At 38.0% G+C, this 21,056-nt stretch carries 26 protein-coding genes; 17 read left to right on the top strand and 9 right to left on the bottom strand.

Features of this window, described 5'->3' with window-relative positions:
* Positions 1–109 precede the first annotated feature (109 nt).
* Genes ruvA through MS2017_RS07420 form a run of 3 tightly spaced genes read right to left on the bottom strand, consistent with a single transcriptional unit; the run spans position 110 to position 2,992 of the window.
* Positions 110–694, bottom strand: a complete 585-nt coding sequence (gene ruvA, locus MS2017_RS07430; RefSeq protein WP_071564937.1) for a Holliday junction branch migration protein RuvA — start codon at positions 692–694, stop codon at positions 110–112.
* Positions 691–1,305 (bottom strand): 3-isopropylmalate dehydratase small subunit, encoded by a 615-nt coding sequence (leuD, locus tag MS2017_RS07425; protein ID WP_071564938.1) that lies wholly within the window; start codon positions 1,303–1,305, stop codon positions 691–693. Before leuD ends, ruvA begins: the two co-directional genes overlap by 4 nt.
* The gene (locus tag MS2017_RS07420) at positions 1,298–2,992 is read right to left on the bottom strand and encodes a DUF262 domain-containing protein (protein ID WP_241156917.1); all 1,695 of its coding nucleotides are present in this window, start codon (positions 2,990–2,992) and stop codon (positions 1,298–1,300) included. Before MS2017_RS07420 ends, leuD begins: the two co-directional genes overlap by 8 nt.
* Positions 2,993–3,250: 258 nt before the next feature.
* Between MS2017_RS07420 and vapB the strand changes: the two genes are divergently transcribed.
* Positions 3,251–3,490, top strand: coding sequence for a type II toxin-antitoxin system VapB family antitoxin (gene vapB / locus MS2017_RS07410; RefSeq protein WP_071564941.1), 240 nt, complete (start codon positions 3,251–3,253; stop codon positions 3,488–3,490).
* The gene (vapC, locus tag MS2017_RS07405) at positions 3,483–3,881 is read left to right on the top strand and encodes a type II toxin-antitoxin system tRNA(fMet)-specific endonuclease VapC (protein WP_071564942.1); all 399 of its coding nucleotides are present in this window, start codon (positions 3,483–3,485) and stop codon (positions 3,879–3,881) included. The genes vapB and vapC overlap by 8 nt, the downstream gene beginning before the upstream one ends.
* Positions 3,882–4,038: 157 nt before the next feature.
* Here vapC and leuC read toward each other — a convergent pair whose 3' ends face one another.
* On the bottom strand, positions 4,039–5,430 hold the full coding sequence (gene leuC / locus MS2017_RS07400; protein ID WP_122951786.1) for a 3-isopropylmalate dehydratase large subunit: 1,392 nt from the start codon (positions 5,428–5,430) through the stop codon (positions 4,039–4,041).
* A gap of 55 nt (positions 5,431–5,485) precedes the next feature.
* On the opposite strand from leuC, the gene MS2017_RS07395 reads away from it, so the two are divergent.
* From MS2017_RS07395 to MS2017_RS07360, 9 genes are all read left to right on the top strand, one after another.
* The gene (locus MS2017_RS07395; protein WP_071564944.1) at positions 5,486–7,246 is read left to right on the top strand and encodes an N-acetylglutaminylglutamine amidotransferase; all 1,761 of its coding nucleotides are present in this window, start codon (positions 5,486–5,488) and stop codon (positions 7,244–7,246) included.
* On the top strand, positions 7,239–7,682 hold the full coding sequence (rnhA, locus tag MS2017_RS07390) for a ribonuclease HI (RefSeq protein WP_071564945.1): 444 nt from the start codon (positions 7,239–7,241) through the stop codon (positions 7,680–7,682). The genes MS2017_RS07395 and rnhA overlap by 8 nt, the downstream gene beginning before the upstream one ends.
* A gap of 85 nt (positions 7,683–7,767) precedes the next feature.
* The gene (locus tag MS2017_RS07385; protein ID WP_071564946.1) at positions 7,768–7,998 is read left to right on the top strand and encodes a hypothetical protein; all 231 of its coding nucleotides are present in this window, start codon (positions 7,768–7,770) and stop codon (positions 7,996–7,998) included.
* An 88-nt stretch (positions 7,999–8,086) separates the two neighbouring features.
* Entirely contained in the window at positions 8,087–8,731 is a 645-nt protein-coding gene (locus tag MS2017_RS07380; RefSeq protein WP_071564947.1) for a rhodanese-like domain-containing protein, read from the top strand.
* Positions 8,732–8,752: 21 nt separating this feature from the next.
* A complete protein-coding gene (locus MS2017_RS07375) occupies positions 8,753–9,436 on the top strand; it encodes a rhodanese-like domain-containing protein (RefSeq protein WP_237731971.1) in 684 nt (227 codons plus the stop codon).
* Positions 9,437–9,500: 64 nt separating this feature from the next.
* Positions 9,501–9,986 (top strand): tetratricopeptide repeat protein, encoded by a 486-nt coding sequence (locus MS2017_RS07370; RefSeq protein ID WP_158009418.1) that lies wholly within the window; start codon positions 9,501–9,503, stop codon positions 9,984–9,986.
* Positions 9,976–10,860 carry a DUF3530 family protein gene (locus tag MS2017_RS07365; RefSeq protein ID WP_122951785.1) on the top strand — a complete coding sequence of 295 codons (885 nt, stop codon included), beginning with the start codon at positions 9,976–9,978 and terminating at the stop codon, positions 10,858–10,860. Before MS2017_RS07370 ends, MS2017_RS07365 begins: the two co-directional genes overlap by 11 nt.
* Before the next feature lie 122 nt (positions 10,861–10,982).
* Positions 10,983–11,141 (top strand): hypothetical protein, encoded by a 159-nt coding sequence (locus tag MS2017_RS11425; protein ID WP_158009419.1) that lies wholly within the window; start codon positions 10,983–10,985, stop codon positions 11,139–11,141.
* A gap of 232 nt (positions 11,142–11,373) precedes the next feature.
* Complete coding sequence (locus MS2017_RS07360) at positions 11,374–12,201, top strand: hypothetical protein (protein WP_164707658.1); 828 nt, start codon at positions 11,374–11,376, stop codon at positions 12,199–12,201.
* Between the two features lie 275 nt (positions 12,202–12,476).
* On the opposite strand, the gene MS2017_RS07355 is transcribed toward MS2017_RS07360, so the two are convergent.
* The 3 genes from MS2017_RS07355 to MS2017_RS07345 are packed head-to-tail and all read right to left on the bottom strand — an operon-like array spanning position 12,477 to position 14,218.
* Complete coding sequence (locus MS2017_RS07355) at positions 12,477–13,271, bottom strand: ferritin-like domain-containing protein (RefSeq protein WP_071564968.1); 795 nt, start codon at positions 13,269–13,271, stop codon at positions 12,477–12,479.
* A gap of 1 nt (position 13,272) precedes the next feature.
* The gene (locus tag MS2017_RS07350; RefSeq protein ID WP_122951783.1) at positions 13,273–13,794 is read right to left on the bottom strand and encodes a pseudouridine synthase; all 522 of its coding nucleotides are present in this window, start codon (positions 13,792–13,794) and stop codon (positions 13,273–13,275) included.
* Positions 13,781–14,218, bottom strand: a complete 438-nt coding sequence (locus MS2017_RS07345; RefSeq protein WP_071564952.1) for a type II toxin-antitoxin system RatA family toxin — start codon at positions 14,216–14,218, stop codon at positions 13,781–13,783. Before MS2017_RS07345 ends, MS2017_RS07350 begins: the two co-directional genes overlap by 14 nt.
* On the opposite strand from MS2017_RS07345, the gene smpB reads away from it, so the two are divergent.
* The 5 genes from smpB to ispG all read left to right on the top strand — a co-directional run bounded on the left by smpB (position 14,217) and on the right by ispG (position 17,625).
* Positions 14,217–14,696 (top strand): SsrA-binding protein SmpB, encoded by a 480-nt coding sequence (gene smpB, locus MS2017_RS07340; protein ID WP_071564953.1) that lies wholly within the window; start codon positions 14,217–14,219, stop codon positions 14,694–14,696. The two genes, MS2017_RS07345 and smpB, sit on opposite strands and share 2 nt — an antisense overlap.
* A 170-nt stretch (positions 14,697–14,866) precedes the next feature.
* The gene (locus MS2017_RS07335; protein WP_071564954.1) at positions 14,867–15,142 is read left to right on the top strand and encodes an HU family DNA-binding protein; all 276 of its coding nucleotides are present in this window, start codon (positions 14,867–14,869) and stop codon (positions 15,140–15,142) included.
* Positions 15,143–15,194: 52 nt separating this feature from the next.
* A complete protein-coding gene (gene rlmN / locus MS2017_RS07330) occupies positions 15,195–16,268 on the top strand; it encodes a dual-specificity RNA methyltransferase RlmN (protein ID WP_122952239.1) in 1,074 nt (357 codons plus the stop codon).
* Entirely contained in the window at positions 16,265–16,540 is a 276-nt protein-coding gene (locus MS2017_RS07325) for a hypothetical protein (protein ID WP_122951782.1), read from the top strand. The genes rlmN and MS2017_RS07325 overlap by 4 nt, the downstream gene beginning before the upstream one ends.
* A gap of 2 nt (positions 16,541–16,542) precedes the next feature.
* Positions 16,543–17,625 carry a flavodoxin-dependent (E)-4-hydroxy-3-methylbut-2-enyl-diphosphate synthase gene (gene ispG, locus MS2017_RS07320; RefSeq protein ID WP_122951781.1) on the top strand — a complete coding sequence of 361 codons (1,083 nt, stop codon included), beginning with the start codon at positions 16,543–16,545 and terminating at the stop codon, positions 17,623–17,625.
* On the opposite strand, the gene MS2017_RS07315 is transcribed toward ispG, so the two are convergent.
* Both MS2017_RS07315 and dxs read right to left on the bottom strand, forming a co-directional pair.
* Positions 17,622–18,119, bottom strand: coding sequence for a DUF2062 domain-containing protein (locus MS2017_RS07315; RefSeq protein ID WP_071564957.1), 498 nt, complete (start codon positions 18,117–18,119; stop codon positions 17,622–17,624). The genes ispG and MS2017_RS07315 overlap by 4 nt on opposite strands.
* Positions 18,116–19,918: a 1-deoxy-D-xylulose-5-phosphate synthase gene (gene dxs / locus MS2017_RS07310; protein WP_122951780.1), complete on the bottom strand. Its 1,803-nt coding sequence runs from the start codon at positions 19,916–19,918 to the stop codon at positions 18,116–18,118. The genes MS2017_RS07315 and dxs overlap by 4 nt, the downstream gene beginning before the upstream one ends.
* 174 nt (positions 19,919–20,092) lie before the next feature.
* Between dxs and trhO the strand changes: the two genes are divergently transcribed.
* Complete coding sequence (gene trhO / locus MS2017_RS07305) at positions 20,093–21,055, top strand: oxygen-dependent tRNA uridine(34) hydroxylase TrhO (RefSeq protein WP_071564959.1); 963 nt, start codon at positions 20,093–20,095, stop codon at positions 21,053–21,055.
* Position 21,056 lies beyond the last annotated feature (1 nt).

Here is a 21,056-nt window from a genome sequence, read left to right as displayed (position 1 = left end):
CATAAGGTTCAACAAAAAGCACTATACAGCATTTCTCCAGAAGGGCAAAAATTGCATTTTTCCAAGTCCTCAATCTATATTTTAGACAGACATGGGTGCACTCAAATGATTACTTGTTTTTCAATGCTTGACGGATGAGTTCTTCAGTGCTCAAAGTATAATCGGTAATGACACTCAGCATTTTTTCCGCCTCTTTCGCCTTAAAGCCAAGTGCTTGCAATGCAGACAGCGCTTTGCTGATATTTGGATTGTTACTAGGCTTAATCACTTGATTACTGCTATTACTGAGCTCCAGTTTTACTAGGCGGTCTTTGAGTTCAACAATCAATTTTTGAGCAGTTTTCTTGCCAATACCGGGGGTTTTTGCCAGCAAAATATCGTCTTCATTGGCAACGGCACTCATCAGTGAAACAATGTCAAGATGAGACAAAATCGCCAGTGCTACTTTAGGGCCAATGCCGTTGACTCTAATGAGTTCTCTGAATAAAGTTTTTTCATCTTTGGAGACAAAGCCGTATAGAGTGTGTGCATCTTCTTTGATGGACAGATGGGTATATAACGAAAGTTGTTTTTCATCCCCCATGGCGTAAAAACTGGACATTGGGCAGAGAATTTCATAACCAATGCCAGCAACATCAAGCAAAATTTCAGGTGGGTTTTTGTCTAAAATAACACCGGTAAGCTTGCCAATCATAGCCAGCTGTATTGACTAAAATAGTTTTTTTCAAATGCCTTAATATCGTCTTTATATTGCAAAGTTAAATCAATGTCATCAAGACCATTTAGCAATCGTCTTTTTCGTTCTAAATCTACTTCAAAAGGATAATTTTCACCATCAGCATAAATATTTTGCGCCCCAAGGTCAATGGTGATTTCATTCGTTATTGCAAATAATTTGTCCATTATTTCATCGTCTTGCACAATAGGTAAAATGCCATTTTTAAAGCAATTATTGTAAAAAATATCGGCAAAACTTGGTGCAATAATCACCCGAAACCCATAATCTTCCAGCGCCCAAGGCGCATGCTCGCGACTCGATCCACAGCCAAAATTTTCCCGTGCCAAAAGTATTTTTACCCCTTGATATTTTGACTTATTTAACACAAAATCTGCATTAAGCAAGCGCTTGCTATTGTCCATTCCCACTTCACCAAGGTCTAAGTAACGCCATTCATCAAATAAATTAACCCCGAAACCTGAGCGCTTAATTGATTTTAAAAACTGTTTTGGGATAATCGCATCAGTGTCAATATTGGCACGGTTAAGCGGCAAACTGATTGATGTTAGTGTGGTAAATTTATTCATAATTTATTCTCCAGGTATTTGTTGCTTGTTGTGCTAGCCAATCTTGATGGCGCTCAAGTGTTTCACTGTTCCATTGATCGTAGGTAGATATTTTTTTAGCAAGTTCGACATTGGATTGTCGATAAATGACTTTCTTTTTATCAAACAGTTGGGCTCCACACTCCTTGTTGTCTGAGGGCGTTAATAATATTATATTCCCCATTCTGTCAATATCTTGTTGATATTGTCCTTCATAGTATTCCGCCCATTCTTCAGTTATATTGTAAGGGGTAATGTGTTCTAAAGTCCAATTACTATAATCTACATTGGACTTTGCTAATTTATTTTCAATTGCGGTCAATAAAAAGCGGATTTTTTTATGACTTTGTCGACTAGGCATGGTGTGATATTTGAATATCGCTTGAAATGCTTTGTCATCAGGATATAAGTTTTTAAATTCTGGTTGATTTTTAACATGATTTGCCCGTTTCAACGCCTGACTTGAAATTTTCATTGCCAATGCATTATAAACTTTGTCTAATTTATTGGGAGAGTAATGGGCAATAACATTGTAACGAATTGACAATACATATAAGTATTCAGCAAGTTTGACAAATTCATCCGCACTAAATTTATCATAAGCAGTTAATAACAATAAAAAAGGTTGCTTGATATTGAATAACTTAAATGCTTTTAAATAAGGCTTAACTTTAAAATATTCTGAATTGTTCCACAACTCATCTTCTGGATTGTTAAGTGCTGCATATATGTTGGCATATTGTGATAGGCTTTTTAAATAACTTTGTGCCGCTTGTGTTTGTTGAATGTTACTCCTGATGCTTGAAAACAGTTTTTTCTTGGTAACCAAAGGGTAATGAGCATTGTGATAATAACGCACAAAATCGGTAAAATTTTCTTCACCCAATTCAGAAATAATAACGCTCCATTTTTCATCCATAGCATCTAGTTCGTTACTGTCAATTGCTTGATTGTTAGCAACAACTTGAGAAAATAAATAGTTTTTAAGTAAATCAGGCGTTGAAAGTTGAACGCCTCTAGCATTAAGTGTTTCAAAGACCTTATAAGCATTTAAGTTATCATTAACGATAATATTGGTAAACAACATGCTGTCTGTTATTTGTTCAATAAAATTAACAATATTAACGCCAGAATCATGTGTTATTTTTGTGCAGAAAAATTTAAAACAATTTGACATTAGCTTATTTGTTTTAGTTAAATTCCTACTGATAAGGGATTGTAAATCTTCAGTCAATTTTTTAAATTTGGCGTCATTATTTCTATTTAAAATTAACTTGTTATAAGGGATAAGTGTGGCAGGACTTAATGTGCCAATAAAACCTCTTCTCATTTCGTTTAATCGTATTTTATTATTTTCAGCATCTTGATCATTATCAATAAGGTTTTGAATTTTATTCATTGCTGATAAAACTAACAAAGATAAGGTAATGAGGCGTTGTTGCCCATCGATGATTGAGAATTTATTTTTATCTTCCTCATCACGCTGCAGAACGATATAGCCCATATAATGTTCTTCTTCCTCTAAATTTTTAATATCCTCCCATAAATCTTCCCATTGTTCTTGATCCCATGAATAGTCCCTCTGAAAACGAGGCACATAGTACTTAACCCCATTGCTCATTAAGGCTTTAAAGGTTCGATTGCTGGGTTCCATAGTAAGAAATGACATATTTAAATACCTAAAAAATGACTCATAATGATAGTTGCAATTAGAATGCAAATGCGGCTTTCTGTCTTTTTAATAAAATCACCCATCAGCAAAACTCCGCAAGTCGCACTTTTGGGGGCAGTATAAGGGCTGATTAAATGCGTAAACAAGTTTTTTCCTTGGTGGGTTTTAAAGTTACGATTTAAGGTGTGGGTAGATTTTTGCATATATTTTTTAAATTGGTATATACTACAAGTATACTTTAATAAAGGATTGATTATGATAACTAGTTCGGTATTTCTTAACAACAAAACTCAGGCAGTCAGATTGCCAATGGCTATGCGTTTGGACAGTTCGGTTAAAAAAGTGTTTATTCGTAAAAATAATAAAGACAGGATTATATCGCCAATTGACAGTGTTTGGGACAATTTTTTTCTCTCGGATGCCCAAGTTAGCGATGATTTTTTAGTCACAAGAGCGGTGCAGTTGGAGTGTGAAAGGGAATCGTTTGATGAATAAATATTTATTGGATACCAATATTTGTATTTATGTAATGAAGCGTAAACCTATTGATTTGCTTGAAATTTTTAATGAAAATGCAGGGCAAATGGCAATTTCTAGTATTACTTTATCTGAACTTATTCATGGGGTGGAAAAATCTCAACAACAAAAGAATAATCGACTTATTCTTGAAGATTTTGTTTCACATTTAAATGTCCTTGATTACACGCAAAAATCCGCTCAACAATATGGCATTATTAGAGCGGATTTAGAGAAAAAAGGTGTCATAATAGGCGTTAATGATTTGCATATTGCAGGGCATTCAATAAGTGAAGGCTTGATTCTGGTTACGAATAATGAAAAAGAATTTAAGCGTGTTCACGGTTTAAAAGTTGAAAATTGGGTTTAGGGAATCTCCAGAAATCCCAATACAATTTATGGAAAGCATAAAACAGCATCTTTCTTATCCAAAAATTTATTAAATAGCGGGCTATTTCTCCTCATTTTTGGCTAAAAAATGCACTATTTTCTACCTTCCCTAAATCGCACTGGGGTGGAGGTACCCTTTAGCAAAAATGCCCACAAATCGCACTTTTTGCAGCCGTATAGGGGCTAACCAAATGTGTGAACGAGTCTTTTCCTTGGCGGCCTTCAAAGTTACGATTTGAGGTGCTGGCACATCTTTCGCCTGCTTCTAGTTTATCGGCGTTCATGGCTAGGCACATTGAGCAACCGGCTTCACGCCATTCAAAACCTGCATCGGTAAAAATCTTGTCCAACCCTTCTTCTTCGGCTTGTTTTTTGATTAAGCCAGAACCCGGTACCACCAGTGCTAATTTAATATTATCGGCAATGTGCTGACCTTTGGCAACGCTGGCAGCAATGCGTAAATCTTCAATGCGTGAGTTGGTGCAAGAGCCAATAAAAACTTTGTCGATTTTAATGTCTGATATGCTGGTGTCGGCGGCTAGATGGGTGTAATCAAGTGCGTTTTGCCAGCTGGTTTTCTGTACTTCGTTTTTGGCATTTTTGGGATTTGGTACGCTTTCATCAATTGCCACCACCATTTCTGGGGAAGTACCCCAAGTAACTTGGGGCTTAATGTCGCTGGCTGAAAAATGTAGTGTTTTGTCAAAAATTGCCTCTTTATCAGAATGCAAAGTGCGCCAATATTGAACGGCTTTGTCCCATTCCTCGCCAGTTGGTGCAAGTGGCTTGCCTTTGACATAGTCAATAGTTTTGTCGTCAACGGCAACCATGCCGACGCGTGCGCCAGCTTCGATTGCCATATTGCACAAGGTCATTCTACCCTCTATGGACAGATTTTGAATGGTACTACCTGTAAATTCAATGGCGTAACCTGTGCCACCCGCTGTGCCGATTTGTCCAATGATATAAAGTGCCACATCTTTAGCGCTGACCGTGTTGTTGAGTGTGCCGGTTACTTCGATTTTGAGATTTTTGGCTTTAGATTGCCACAAGCAACCTGTGGCTAATACATGCTCAACTTCGCTGGTACCAATGCCAAAGGCCAAAGCCCCTAATGCACCATGAGTGGAGGTGTGTGAATCACCACAAACGATACTCATGCCAGGCAGTGTCGCACCTTGCTCAGGGCCAATTACATGCACGATGCCTTGGCGAATGTCATTCATCTGAATTTCATTAATGCCAAATTTCTTGCAGTTTTCATCCAAAGTTTGTACTTGCAGTTTTGAAATTGGGTCGGTGATGCTGTCTACGCCACTTGATCGTTCAGTCGTTGGGACATTGTGATCAGGCACTGCTAAATTTGCTTGAATGCGCCATGGTTTTCTGCCCGCTATGGCTAAGCCTTCAAAGGCTTGTGGCGAAGTTACCTCGTGAATGAGTTGCCGATCAATATAAATAAGTGCTGTGGTTTCCTCTTCACGCACAATGTGTGCGCTCATCAATTTGTCGTAAAGTGTTTGTGTCATTACTGGTAGCAATACTTGATAAAATAGATTATTTTACATTCTTTGTAACTCTAATATGTGTGGACTTTGTGGACAATTAAGATTTGACAATCAAGCAGTGGTGCAAACCGACTTGCAAGCGATGATGCAAAAAATTGCACGCAGAGGCCCTGATGACAAGGGTGTTTGGCTGGACAAAACCATAGGATTCGGGCATCAGCGTTTGAGTATTATTGATTTGTCTAATCATGCACACCAACCTATGGTGGATGATAACCTTGGTTTGGTTTTGGTGTTTAATGGCACGATTTACAATTATCAAAGGTTACGCACGGATTTAAGGAAACAGGGGTATCGGTTTTTTTCTACTTCTGACACCGAAGTTATACTCAAGGCTTATCATTGTTGGGGTGAGGATTGTGTTACGCATTTAGATGGTATGTTTGCTTTTTGTGTTTGGAATGGTAAAAAATTGTTTGTTGCACGGGATAGAATGGGTATTAAACCGCTGTATTTTAACCTTAGTAACAACGCTTTTAGTTTTGCTTCCAACACCCAAGCTTTGCTGGCGATTGGTGCGGAATGCAGTATTAATTCAGTGGCATTGCAACAGCAATTGTCACTACATGGCGTGGTGCCTGCACCTAATACAATTCTCAACGGGGTGCATAAAATCAAACCTGCCACCACGCTAACGATTGATATGCAAGGCAATATTGACGAAAAAACTTATTGGCAACCGAGTGCGCAAAGAACGGATTTGAGTAACCAAGATTATCTCGATAAAACCCATGAATTGTTAATCAAGGCAGTGGATAAAAGAATGTTAGCAGCAGATGTTCCGATTGGCGTATTGCTGTCAGGTGGGCTAGATTCTTCGTTATTGGTGGGCTTGTTGCACGAAGCAGGGCATCAAAATATTCACACTTTTTCGATTGGTTTTGAGGATATTGATGATGAAGCAGGCTCGGAGTTTGAATATTCAGACCAAATTGTTAAGCAATTCAACACCACGCATGAAAAATATGTTATTGCCAATTCGCAAGTGTTGCCCCGACTGGGTGAGGCGGTGGCGAATATGGCAGAACCCATGGTGGGACAAGATGCAGTGGCGTTTTATTTATTGTCTGAGCAAGTGTCAAAGCACATTAAAGTGGTGTTGTCAGGGCAGGGGGCAGATGAGGCATTTGCAGGGTATTTTTGGTATTCACGCATGCAAAAAGAATCGGGCAATGAATTTGAACGCTTTGCCAAACACTATGTTGATAGACCGTATGAGGAATATTTACAAACTGTGAATGCCAAATACCACACAGGCAATCACACGCAAGAATGGCTTAATAAAGAATTTGCCAAAGCCAATGCAGATGAATTTATGGACAAGGTTTTTCGCACTGATATTACTCGCCTGATTGTTGATGACCCTGTTAAACGCGTGGATAATATGACGATGGCATGGGGTTTGGAGGCACGCGTACCGTTTATGGATACGCAATTGGTTGAGCATGCGCTGAGTATGCCACCAAGTTTAAAAATGGCAGAGGAGGGTAAACATCCGCTTAAATATATTTCCCGTGGATTATTACCTGACAGTGTCATTGACCGCAAAAAAGGTTATTTCCCTATGCCAGCATTGAAATATGTGCGTGGCGAGTTTTTGGATTTTATGGGTGATATTCTCACCTCAAGTGCGTGCAAAAATCGTGGCGTGTTTGAGCAAAAATTTATCAAAAAAGTGATTAACAAACCCGAGGATTATATGACCGCATTGAATGGTTCACGCCTATGGCATTTGGCATTATTAGAATATTGGCTACAAATAAATATTGATGGATAAAATAATTATATACACAGATGGCGGCTGCCGAGGCAACCCAGGTATTGGCGGTTGGGGCGTGTGGTTGCGTTACGGTAAGCGTGAGAAAAAACTCAACGGCTCGGAAAAAGACACCACCAATAATCGCATGGAATTAATGGCTGCGATTAAGGCGTTAGAAGCGATTAAATCGGCAAATATAGACATTGATTTATACACCGATTCAAAATATGTGATGAACGGCATTACTCAATGGATTGTTGGTTGGAAGCAGAAAAATTGGAAAACAGCTGCAAAAAAGCCCGTTAAAAACGCAGATCTTTGGCAACAATTAGACAAGCTCAATCAAAAACATCAAGTCAATTGGCGTTGGGTCAAAGGTCATAGTGGCGACAAAGGTAATGATATGGCAGATTTGCTGGCTAATCAAGCAATGGATAATATTAATTTATCATAATATTATTGAATGTAGATAGACTTGCAAAGTATTTTTTCTTATGAATAATGGGGGTTTTTAATTAGTCAAAACATAGGAAGTAAGAATGAAAAAGTTAGCGATATTATTTGGGTTATTATTGAGTTTTAATATATTTGCTGATGCGAAAGATGGGGTTGCCGTTTTAAATGATGATGCAACTGAAAAACAAATGCAAACAGTGCGTGATGGTGCTAAAAATCGTTGCGAAGACATTGATGATGAGGATAAGCGTGAGGTTTGTGTGGTTGATTATTTTGCACAACACAATTTAGAAGAAGAGCCTAGTTGCGACTAACAACAAGAATTTTTAGCACTGCTTACATTAGAAGGCTATCAATAACCAACTCGAAAGAGTTATTTTTATAACAAAGAAGGAAAATAAAATGAAACTTAAAACATTAGTAATAAGCGCTGCATCAGTAGCATTGTTAGCGTCAACGACTGTAACCGCTAAGCCAGTTGGCATTATTAAAGGCGTTATGGAAGTTGCAGGTATCTCTCGCAACCAAGATAACAAAGCCACTATCAATCCAGCATTCGCTAAGACTTCGCGTCCTTGCCCACCATTCTGTATTCAACCAACCAATCCATTTGCACCTGCAGCGGTTGAGACAGTTAGTGAATTAGACATTATCCATGCACTTCGTGATATTGCCAAAGGTGATAAATCCAAGATGGTCATTGATGCGCGTACGCCAGTTTGGATGTCTGCAAAGAAAGGCGGCACTATTAAAGGTTCAGTGAATATTTCTTTTAAGAAGTTAAATGCTAAGGCAGTTGCCAAAGATCCAGATGCAGTCATAGATATTTTAACAGGTAAATTTGGTGTTGTTGACAATGGCTCAGGTATTTTAAACTTTAGTAAAGCCAAGACTTTGTATTTATTCTGTAATGGTTTGTGGTGTGGTCAATCGCCTGCAGCAATTAGAGCATTACTTGCTTTAGGTTACCCAGAAAGCAAGCTTAAATATTACCGCTCAGGTATGAATGCATGGCATTCATTAGGTCTTAGCACTGTTGGTAAATAACCACTGTTAACTTAGGAAATTATGATGAAAATAAAATTATTATTGATTGCTGCCACTGCATTATCCCTAACTGCTTGTGGCATTACAAATACTAAAAAAAGTAGTGCTGCAGAGGTTAAGAAGACCAGCTCTAAACCGGTTGGAATTGTTAAAGATGTGATGGAAATTGCAGGTATTTATCGTAATCAAAATGGTAAAAATACGATTCATCCAGCATTTGCAAAGACTTCTCGTCCTTGTCCGCCATTCTGCATTCAACCACAGCATCCGTTTGCACCTGCGCCCGTTGATACAGTCACTGAATTAGACATTATCTATGCACTTCGTGATATTGCTAATGGGGCTAATGCGATGGTAATTGATGCCAGAACACCTATTTGGACCACTGCTAAGAAAGGTGGTACTATTAAAGGTGCGGTGAATATTTCCTTTAAGAAGTTAAATTCTAAGGCAGTTGCTAAAGACCCAGATGCAGTAACGGATATTCTTACCAAACGATTTGGTGCTGTTGATAACGGTTCAGGCGTTTTGGACTTTGGTAAAGCCAAGACCTTGTACTTGTTCTGTAATGGTTTGTGGTGTGGTCAATCGCCTGCAGCAATCAAATCTTTACTTACTTTGGGTTATCCAGCGAGCAAGCTTAAGTACTATCGTGAGGGTATGAATGCATGGCACTCATTAGGTCTTAGTACTGTTGGTAAGTAATTTTTTGATTACCTTATTAATGGAAAAAAGGGCGTTAATAGCGCCCTTTTTTTTCGCATTAGGATTGTTTACAACATCAGTTATTGGCGCTGATTTTCGTGCTGATAAATGGTATCAAACTGGTTATGATTATTCTCAGCAAGGGCGCAATGATGATGCATTTCATTGGATGATGCGTGCAGCTGAGGCGGGACATATGGCGGCTCAGAATAATATTGGACTGAGTTACTTATATGGATTGGGTGTGAAACAAGATGATAAAAAAGCATTTGAATGGTTTAAAAAATCAGCAAAACAGGGGTTACCGTATGCACAAAGTGAATTGGCGATGTTGTATTATCGACAAGGTGCTATTAAACAAGCGCAACAATGGTGGCTAATAGCAGCAAATGCGAATGATGAGTATGCACAATTTAATTTGGCTTCGTTATTTTTAGAGCAAAAAAATTTAAAAAAAGCGTATTACTGGTTTCAACAAGCCAACCAAAATAAACACCCGAATGCACAAGTTGCATTAGAGAAATTAAAGGAAAAGAAGTATGTTAAATAAAAAAACAATATGGGCATTAAGTTTACTGTTTACACAAGTATCGTATGCGATGTTCCCAATACCCAGTATGCCAAGTTTGCCACATTTACCTATGTTTGGTGATTTTAATCCAAATAAATTGCGTGCTGAATTCAATCAATTTGTAGGCGTTGAACCAGATTTTGCCAGAGAACAACGAGTGGTTAATGAAATAGCCGATGCAGTAATGGATGGCGATGTAGAATATTTACCCCTCAAAAATGGCAAAGAAGTGTTCAGTATCTTTATGGAAAGTGAGGCAGACAAGCCCAAAGGCGGCGTGATTATCTTGCACAATCGGGGGCAACATGCAAATTGGAATGACACCATTAAACCCTTACGCATAGGATTAGCAAAAACAGGTTGGCATACATTGTCAGTGCAAATGCCGGTACTAGGCAAGCAAGCCAAATACTATGACTATGTGCCAATTTTCCCTTATTCACATGCGCGTATCAATGCGGCGATTGATTTTTATAAAAAACAAGGGATTACCAATATTGTGCTGATTGCCCATGGTTGCGGTGTACATATGGCAATGAGTTATGTGGATAAATATGGCGATGGCAAGATTAATGGATTTGTAGGAATTGGGATGGGGGCAACAGATTATAAGCAAAAATTGGTGAATGGTTTTCCGTTGTATAAAATGACAACCCCTATTTTGGACATTTATGCCGAGCAAGATTTTTCTGGCGTGAGAAAATTGGCAAACTATAGAGGGCGATTAATTAAAGCAGCAAACCATACTAAATCCACACAAATGACAGTGAAAAATGCAGATCATTATTATAAAACCCCTCATGCAGCCGAGCGCTTAACTGCTAAAGTTGCTCACTGGTTGAATACATTGTAAATCTAATATTTGGACGATTATAGGACTCATTTTATTTAGATTAAAAAACCAATGGACGGGTATTAAGAGGGTATAAAATCAAGTTTGAAACTAAGTGCTCTATAAGAGACCTTTGCATAAATATGAATAATCATCAACAATCCACTTTTCACCCACTTGGTAATTTTTTAAACCCAGCCTTAGCCCTGCTAGGACAAGGTTTAAGAAAATCACCAAGTGGGCAAAAATTGAATTTTGCTAATCATCCATATTTATGCAAAGGTCTCTATAAGAAATTTTAAAAGATTGACAAAGGTCTTACATAGAAGCACCTAATTTTTTGTGTGCACCTTGTGTTTTTTTTGCTATTTTTAGTATTCAAATAACACAGGCGATTAAAAAAAACCTGCTGGTTCTTTATTAAGCGTGCATTACGAGCATAATCAAAGTAGGGCATTGATGTTTTACGATAAATTGATGTTGGGTCGTTGTTTTACGCCCTTCTGTTTTTTAGAGGATTTTTTAAAGAATAAAATGAACATAAAATTACTGTCTATTGCAATCATTGGATCAATGGTTATATCTGGTTGCCTGCCAACAAAAGTTCCAGTCATTAAAACTAGAATTGTTAAAACTGCCGAAATAAAGTTTAATGAGGTGAATTTTAATCCACTACGCAATGAAGGTATTAAGATTACAATGAAGCCAATTTTCGGAAAAGCAACAAGTCAATTCCCTCAACTTATAAAAACCTCTATCCCTTTTAATTTTGTAAAGAAAGAAAAAAGGTGGTCGCATAAATACAAACAAAATGTATGGAAAAACATAAAGCACAATGGAAATCTTGTAAATTTTCCAATGTTGCCATTGCCAATCTTTGAGGTTTCAATAACCAATAGCACCAAACATGTGATGAAACTTTCTAATGCGATTATGGCATTAGAAGACAGTGCTGGTAATATATTTGATGCGCTAAACAAAAAAGATGCAAGGCAATATGTAAAACAAGCCCTAAGATCGGCTCTTATAGCAAAAAATGCACCAAATGATAAGATAAATAGTGCGGTAAATATTGCGGATTTGCATTCAGATTTGTTGCTTATTCATTTGATTGATCACGATTTTAAGGTTTTACCTGGAAGAACAAAAAAAGGATTTTTGGCGTTTAATTACGGGAATTTTACCAATAAGGACTTTAAAAAGTTTATTTACGAACAAGTACACCTAAATATTCAGTTGCTTGAAATTCCAGTCAATGTTGACAAGGCTGGAAAAGCAGCCGAAACCACCAATTTTTCTTTTAATTTTGATGTAAAAATAAACAGCAAGGAAGAAAAATATACAACATATGTATGGAAATAAAATTAATGTTTAATGCAGTCCCGAATGGATTGTGCAATTTATAAAAAATAATTGCAGTTTAGCAACTTTGTTATTGTTTCTTATGCTGACAATGGAATACTTGCATATTGAGAGACCTTTGCATAAATATGAATAATCATCAAGACTCCTCGTTTCACCCACTTGGTAATTTTTTAAACCCAGCCTTAGCCCTGCTAGAACAAGGTTTAAGAAATTTCCAAGTGGGCAAAAATTGAATTTTGCTAATCACCCATATTTATAACAAAGGTCTCTATTTATTTTTGAAAATGGCACAAGTAGTCTAATTCTTGTTGGGAAAAATTAGCCAGTTTTCTAGCCTCAATGTTGAATGGGCCACGCAGTTGAGCGCCAATGTGTTTTTTAACCAGTTTATCAAAGGTTGTTAAGGGGTCAACCTGCCTTTGTTGGCATAAGTAATGAAACCAAGTATTGCCGATTTTTACATGGTTAATTTCATCTTTAAAAATAATATCCAAGATGTCAACCATGTGACTAAAGTTTGAATGCTTAAAACGCTTTTGAATTTTAGGTGTGGCATCCAAGCCTCTGGCTTCCAATACTCTAGGCACAAGTGCCATGCGTGCCAACACATCGTAATCGGTATCTGTTGTCATTTGCCACAATCCATCATGTGCATCAAAATCACCGTATTGATAACCTAATTTGAGCAAATATGCACTCAGCAAAGAAAAATGTTTTGCCTCTTCAAATGCGACTTGAATCCAATCTTGGTAGAAGGGTTCGGGCATATCTTGAAAGCGGTAAATAGCGTCTAAAGCCAAGTTAATTGCATTAAATTCAATATGGCAAATAGCATGAATGGTGTTAATAAAGCCAAGGTCTGAACTGTCTCTTCGTGGTACCGATTGAAATCTTACTAATTCAGGTTTTTGTGGCCTGCCAGGATTGGGCGTTTTTTGAATAGGAAAAGCGTCGCTATAATCCAGTTGATGATTGACACTTAGCGCATACAATTGCTGAGTGAGTTTGATTTTTTCTTCAATGGTATTATTCATTAAAGCGTGATATGCCAGCTCAAATCCATTCATTTTATCCATATTGATATTGCCCTAATTGAATATCACCCAGTTTCCAAGCGCCTATTTGTGTGCGAATCAGTCTAAGTGTTGGAAAGCCAACGGCAGCACTCATACGCCGAACTTGACGATTTTTACCCTCAGTAATTTTGAGTTCAATCCATGATGTGGGAATATTTTTCCGTTGGCGTATAGGTGGGTTTCTGTCCCATAGCCAGTCGGGTTGTTTGACGATTTTTGCTTTGGCAGGTTTGGTCAATCCATCTTTGAGTGTTATTCCTTGGCACAATTGAATAATGGCTTGGTTTGTTACTTCCCCCTCCACTTGAACAAGGTAAGTTTTTTCTTTGTCAAATTTTGGGTGTGAAATTTGATGTTGTAATTTGCCATCATCAGTCAACAACAACAATCCTTCAGAATCTTTATCCAGTCGCCCCGCTGGGTAAAAGTTTTTTACATCAATGTAATTAGATAGGTTTTTTTCTTCGCCACTAAACTGGCAAAGTATGCCGAATGGTTTATTAAACAACAGCATAAACTTGCTTGGCACGCTCAACAAAGGCATCCAGTTGTGCGTTAGAAATAGCAGTAAAAATAGGGGCAATCGTCATATCCACCAACTTAGAGGAAAAACTAAATTCTAATTCTAAACTAATTTTGCAAGCATTTTCACCCAGCGGCATAAAAATCCAAGCACCATTTAACTGTTTAAAAGGCCCTTCTTTGAGTTGCATATCAATGCGCGCATCAACGGTTAAGCGATTAATGGTGGTAAAGGCCTGATTAAAGGCGCTTTTATTAATCGTAACCGAAGCTATGATTTCCTCTTCAGTTTGATTTAAAATATTGGCAGAAGAACACCACTTCAAAAAAGCTGGATATTCATCAATTTGATTAACCAACTGATACATTTTCTTACAAGAGTAAGGCACGATAGCACTTTTAGAGATTTTATGCATGGCAAAAAAAAATAAAAAAATAAATTCAAATACGATTGTCGTTAATAAGAAAGCACGACACGACTATTTTATAGAACAAAGTCTAGAGGCTGGACTCTCTTTAGAAGGTTGGGAGGTAAAAAGTTTGCGAGACAATAAAGTACAAATTAAAGAGAGTTATGTTATTTTAAAAAATAACGAGCTGTTTTTGTTTGGCAGTCACATTTCTCCATTGAAATACGCCTCTACGCATGTCAATACAGACCCCACTCGAATTCGAAAATTATTGTTGCATCGCCTAGAAATTAATCGAATCAAGGATAAGATTAATCAAAAAGGAGCCACAGTAGTGCCGCTTAAATTATATTGGCTTCGAGGCAAAGTCAAGTTAGAAATTGGTGTGGCTAAGGGAAAGAAAGCACACGACAAACGACAAGATATTAAAGAAAAAGATTGGAAAAGGGATAAGCAAAGAGCGCTAAAAGAGAGTTTTAAATAACAACCTTATCTTTTTTATTAAAAAACCGTTGACACAGCTACATTTGTGTTTATAATCAGTATCACTAAAATAGTGAGGTGTTAGTAATATTTTTTATTTTTATTTTATTCCATCTTCTGACAAATAAACAAAACTTTTAGTATTTTTTTTAAACTCTCGAGGATATAAATATGAACAAATCAGAACTAATTGATGCGATTGCATCAGCAACAGATCTTTCTAAAGCAGAAGCAGGCCGCGCATTAAATGCAACAACTGACGCTATCACTAGTGCTATGGCTAAAGGTGACAGTGTGCAATTAACTGGCTTTGGTTCTTTTGTGGTTAGAGACCGTGCTGCTCGCACAGGTCGTAATCCACAAACAGGTGCTACTATTCAAATTTCTGCCTCTAAAGTGGCTGCGTTTAAGGCAGGAAAAGCACTTAAAGAAGCGGTAAATAGTTAAAGTTTAATTCTTTTTGAAAGAAGCACCTTCGGGTGCTTTTTTTACGCCTTTTATGCCAAATAATCAATATAAGACAAATCTTTTAAATTTAAACCAACAAGCGCTCACTAAGCTTTTTGAATCTTTGGGGGAGAAGCCCTATCGTGTTAAGCAAATTATGCAGTGGATTTACAAATATCACGAGTTTGATTTTGACAAAATGTTAAATCTCAGTAAAAAACTGAGGCAACAACTGAATGACATTGCTTGCATTAACTTTCCTGAAGTGAGCGAACAGAATCAAGCACTTGATGGTGTGATTAAGTGGGTTATTGATGTGGGGGAAAATAATTTTATAGAGACGGTGTATATTCCTGAGAAAGATAGGGGCACATTGTGTATCTCCTCCCAAGTAGGCTGTTCATTGGCATGCACTTTTTGTTCAACAGGGATGCAAGGTTTTAATCGTAATTTAAGCACAGCAGAAATTATCGCCCAAGTAATGATTGCCAAGCAGTATTTGAGTACCAAAGATAAGCGTATTTCCAATGTGGTCTTTATGGGTATGGGGGAGCCGCTATTAAATGAAAAGGCAGTGTATGTTGCTTGTGATTTGTTGTTGGATGATTTGGCATTTGGACTTTCTAGGCGTAAGGTGACTATTTCAACTTCAGGTGTGGTGCCAGCATTGTTGCGTATGGCAGACAGAACGCCAGTGAGTTTGGCAATTTCCTTGCATGCACCCGATGATACTTTGCGTGATGAACTGGTGCCGATTAATCAAAAATATCCTATTAAAGAACTGCTATTAGCTTGCCAAAATTATTTAACAGCTGGCACTCAAGAACGCCATATTTTATTTGAATATGTTATGTTGGAGGGGGTAAATGACAGTACCGCTCAGGCTAAAAAATTAGCCACTTTGTTAAAAGGATTGTCAGCCAAGGTGAATTTAATCCCCTTTAACCCTTTTCCAAAAACCCAATATCAAACCTCAAAAAAGGTTACAATTGCCTCTTTTCAAGATGTTTTATTTGACAATGGCATTCGCACCACCACTAGGCGTACACGCGGAGAAGAGGTGGATGCGGCTTGTGGGCAATTGGCTGGTAGGGTTGTTGATAAGACCAAACGGACGCAGGAATGATAGACGGTATTGATTATTACCCCCAGCAAAAAAAACGAAGAAACAAAAAGGGCTTTATTAAATTGACAATAATCTTGTTGCTTGTGCTAATAACCCTGATTGTTGCATATTATCTTTTTTACGATGAAAAAATACCGAAAAAACCAAACATAAGTTCAATTGTCATTAAAGAGCCAGAAACCGAAAAAACCAAAGTTGTCCCTATCATTAAGATGCGCAAGGTGCAGCCAAAAGAATCTGAAACTTTAGAATATTTGGATGAAATTATTTAAAAATGAAATCTACTCACACTATCGTTAGAAGAAAATCCAAGCAAATTTTTGTTGGCAATGTAGCAGTTGGCGGCGATGCACCAATTTCTGTGCAAAGTATGACCAATACGGACACCAATGATATCGAGGCAACTGTCGCACAAATACAAGCCATTCAAAATGCAGGTGCTGATTTGGTGCGTGTTTCTATACCCACGATGGCGGCGGCGGAAGCCTTTAAAGCCATTAGAAAACAAGTGGACATTCCATTGATTACCGACATTCATTTTGATTACAAAATTGCACTCAAAGTGGCAGAATATGGTGCCGATTGTTTGCGTATTAACCCAGGCAATATCGGACGAGCAGACAGAGTGGCAGAAGTGGTGGCATCCGCTAAAGACCACAATATTCCCATTCGTATTGGTGTAAATGCAGGTTCTTTAGAAAAAGATTTGCAAAAAAAATACACCGAACCAACGCCTGAGGCGATGGTAGAAAGCGCCTTTAGGCACATTGATATTTTGGACAAATTGAATTTTGATAATTACAAGATCTCTCTAAAAGCTTCCGAAGTATTTATGACCGTTTTTGCCTACCAGCAATTAGCAACACAAATTGACAACCCACTGCATTTGGGTATTACTGAGGCTGGCTCACTCAGAGCAGGTTCGGTGAAGTCTTCTATTGGATTGGGTTTGTTACTCTCAGAAGGTATTGGTGATACCATTCGTGTTTCGTTGGCCTCAGATCCGGTAGATGAAATTAAAGTAGGTTTTGATATTTTAAAATCATTGAGTTTGCGGCAAAAAGGCGTTAATTTGATTGCCTGCCCCTCTTGTTCACGACAAAAGTTTGATGTTATTAAGGTGGTCAATGAATTGGAAGCCCGACTTGAAGATATCAATGAGCCTATTGATGCAGCAGTGATTGGCTGTGTGGTTAATGGGCCGGGTGAGGCCAAAGCAGTTTCAGTTGGGCTAACAGGCGGTGATCCTAATTTAATGTATATTGATGGGCTAACACACTCCAAAGTGAGCAATGAAAATTTGGTTGATGAGCTTGAGGCGCAAATTAGAAGTAAATTAAAGCACCCAAAGGATTAATTTTTTTTTGATTTTCTTTTATAAACCCTTAGCCGATAAATAAACTGAATAGAAAAATAGCCAATGATTGAGCTAACAACAGACACAATCAAACAGCCCAATAAAAACGGCTGCCAAATCACATCAAATACCTGCCATACATACGCTAATGACATAACAAAATCTTGTTCAACCCCGACCCCCAAAACCCAAGCACCAAGTTTGTAGCAGGCATAAAAAATCGGTGGCATGGTGATGGGATTGGTAATCCACACCAATGCGATTGCCACAGGCAAATTAGCTGAAAAAATAATGGCACTGGGTGCTGCTAATAGCATCTGGAATGGCACGGGAACAAAGGCACAGAACAAGCCTACTGCAAAGGCCTTAGAAACAGATTTTCGATTGAAATTCCATAAACTGGGATTGGTTAAATATTGACTTAACCAGCCAAGTGATTTGTGGTTTTTAAGTTCATTTTGGTTGGGGCTGTAGTGTTTTAGGAGTTTTTTCATATTTTAGTGGCATTAATAATATCTTTGGCTGTTAATCCGTATTGTTGATATAACTCTGCTTGTGTGCCTTGCTCGGTAAACTCATCGGGCAAGCCTAGGAGGTGTAAAGGCGTGGTTATTTTTTGCTGATGTAAATATTCGCTAATAGCACTACCAGCACCTCCCGAAATAACATTGTCTTCAATGGAAATCAACCGCTGATGTGTGCTTGCCATTTCCTTAATCAATTGCGTATCCAGTGGTTTTACGAAACGCATATCAATCACACTGGCGCCCAATTCTGCGCCTGCTTCAAGGGCAATGTCAACTTTATTGCCAAAAGCAAAAATAGCTATTTTTTCACCCTTCAACAAAACCTTTGCTGTGCCAATTTCTACCGTGTCCTGAGTTTCATATTTTTCTACATTGGCCACACCTCTAGGATAACGAATGCAAACAGGTGATTGCATATTAAAGGCAGTGTTTAACATTTGATACATTTCCAATCCATTACTTGGCGCCATAATCGTTAAATTTGGAATACATCTTAAAAAACTCAAATCAAAACATCCCGCATGAGTTGCACCATCAGCACCCACCAAACCAGCACGGTCAATGGCAAAAATAACATTTAGATTTTGCAAAGCAATGTCGTGAATAAGTTGGTCGTAACCACGCTGTAAAAAAGTTGAGTAAATAGCAACAACAGGCTTTAGTCCCTGTGTGGCTAAACCGCCTGCAAAAGTAACAGCGTGTTGTTCGGCAATACCCACATCAAAATACTGTTCGGGGAATTTTTGTTCAAATTCACTCATTCCAGAACCCGTACACATTGCTGGAGTAATGGCAATTAAGTCTTTGTTGTTGGCAGCAGTATTGATTAGCCAACGCCCAAAAACATTACTATAACTGTCTAATGTGCTTGACCCATCTGCTGCAGGTGCGATGCCATGGAATTTGCAAGGGTCATTTTCTGCACTGTCTAAACCATAGCCTTTTTTGGTAATAATATGAAGTAACCTAGGCTTGCTTTGTGTTTTTAAATTTTGCAGTGTTTTGATTAAAGTTGGCAAATCATGTCCGTCAATTGGCCCATAATAATCAAGTCCCAATTCTTCAAACAAAGTGCTGGGTAACACCATACCTTTAAGATGCTCTTCTGAGCGCTTGGCAAATTCGTGCATACGGGGCATTTTCTGTAAAAACCCCAATGATTTATTTTTCATGGTTGAATACATCTTGCCAGAAATAAGTTTGGTTAAATATTTGCTCATTGCCCCGACATTTTTTGAAATACTCATGTCGTTATCATTGAGGATAATCAGCAAATCTGCATTACTATCACCGGCATGATTGAGCGCCTCAAACGACATACCACCTGTGAGTGCCCCATCACCAATGACGGCAATTGATTTGTGATGATTACACTGAATACCATTGGCAATAGAAATACCCAATGCAGCACTAATTGAAGTAGAAGAGTGTCCGGCACCAAAACTATCGTGTGCGCTTTCTGCTCTTTTGGTAAACCCTGAAATACCGCCTTTTTGGCGTAATGTGTGTATTCTGTCTTTGCGACCCGTGAGAATTTTGTGAGTATAAGCCTGATGCCCCACATCAAAAACAAAACTGTCTTTTGGTGTGCTGAATACATAATGCATGGCAATTGACATTTCAATTGTGCCAAGATTAGGCGCAAGATGCCCACCTGTTTTTTGGATATTTTCGATTAAAAAGGCACGAATTTCATCCGCTAAAGACTGTAGTTGCCTTAAATCTAGTTGTTTAATATCTTTTGGATAATTGATTGAATCAAGCACGCATTGTTAAAATATTTTTTTTAAGACCTGTATTATACGCCGACAAACATTTAACCCTTATTGTAAAATAGTTTCTTTTTTATTAAAAGAGAATCTTGGTATAAATATGAATAATCATCAAAAAATGAGCGCTCTCCAGCATTTATATTCACACAAAGGTTTTCAATAAAGCCTGTGTTTACTATTTGCGCTCTTTATCAATTCGTGCGTTTAGACGATTTTAAAGAATTTCGCACGCCTTTGCGTGCGCTAATGGTGGATTTAGAAATAAAAGGCACGCTACTTTTGGCGTTAGAAGGTTTGAATGGCACGGTTGCTGGCACACCAGATGCCATTGATAAGTTGGTTGAGTTTTTGGAAAATGATGGGCGTTTTAACCGATTAGAGATTAAGTTTTCTTATAGTGAAAAATTGCCATTTAAACGCCTTAAAGTTAAACTTAAAAAAGAAATCGTAACGCTAGGCGTGGAACACATAGACCCACTTTCTTCGGTTGGTACTTATGTTAAACCCAAGGATTGGAACGCCCTTATTAGCGACCCCGATGTGGTGTTGATTGACACTCGTAATGATTACGAATATGGCATTGGCAGTTTTAAAGGCGCCATTAATCCAAATACTGAAACTTTTAGAGAATTTCCTGCTTATACCAAAGAAAATTTAGAGCAATATCGTGACAAAAAAGTAGCCATGTTTTGCACTGGCGGTATTCGTTGTGAAAAATCCACTGCCTATTTAAAATCACAAGGTTTTAAAACTGTCTATCATCTGCATGGTGGCGTGTTGAAATACTTAGAAGAAGTTGATGAAGCAGATAGTCTTTGGGATGGCGAATGCTTCGTGTTTGACGAACGAGTTGCTGTAAAGCACAATTTAGAGCAAGGGCAATACGATCAATGTCATGCTTGCCGTTATCCCATTACCAAGGCTGATAAAGATCATCAGCATTATGAAAAAGGCGTTTCTTGCCCTCGTTGTCACGGCACGCGTTCTGCGGAGCAAATCAATCGTTATCAAGAAAGACAACGCCAAATTGAATTGGCAAAAGCCCGTGGTGAAGAACACATTGGCGACAATGCCGCACAAATAATTAATGCCAAAGCGAAAAAACGGGCTAAAAAAGAGGCGCAAAAATAAT

The sequence above is a fragment of the Bathymodiolus thermophilus thioautotrophic gill symbiont genome (genome assembly GCF_003711265.1).
GTDB lineage: Bacteria > Pseudomonadota > Gammaproteobacteria > PS1 > Pseudothioglobaceae > Thiodubiliella.
The sequence above is the reverse complement of the archived record's forward strand: the minus strand, read 5'-3'. Positions and strand labels throughout refer to the sequence as shown.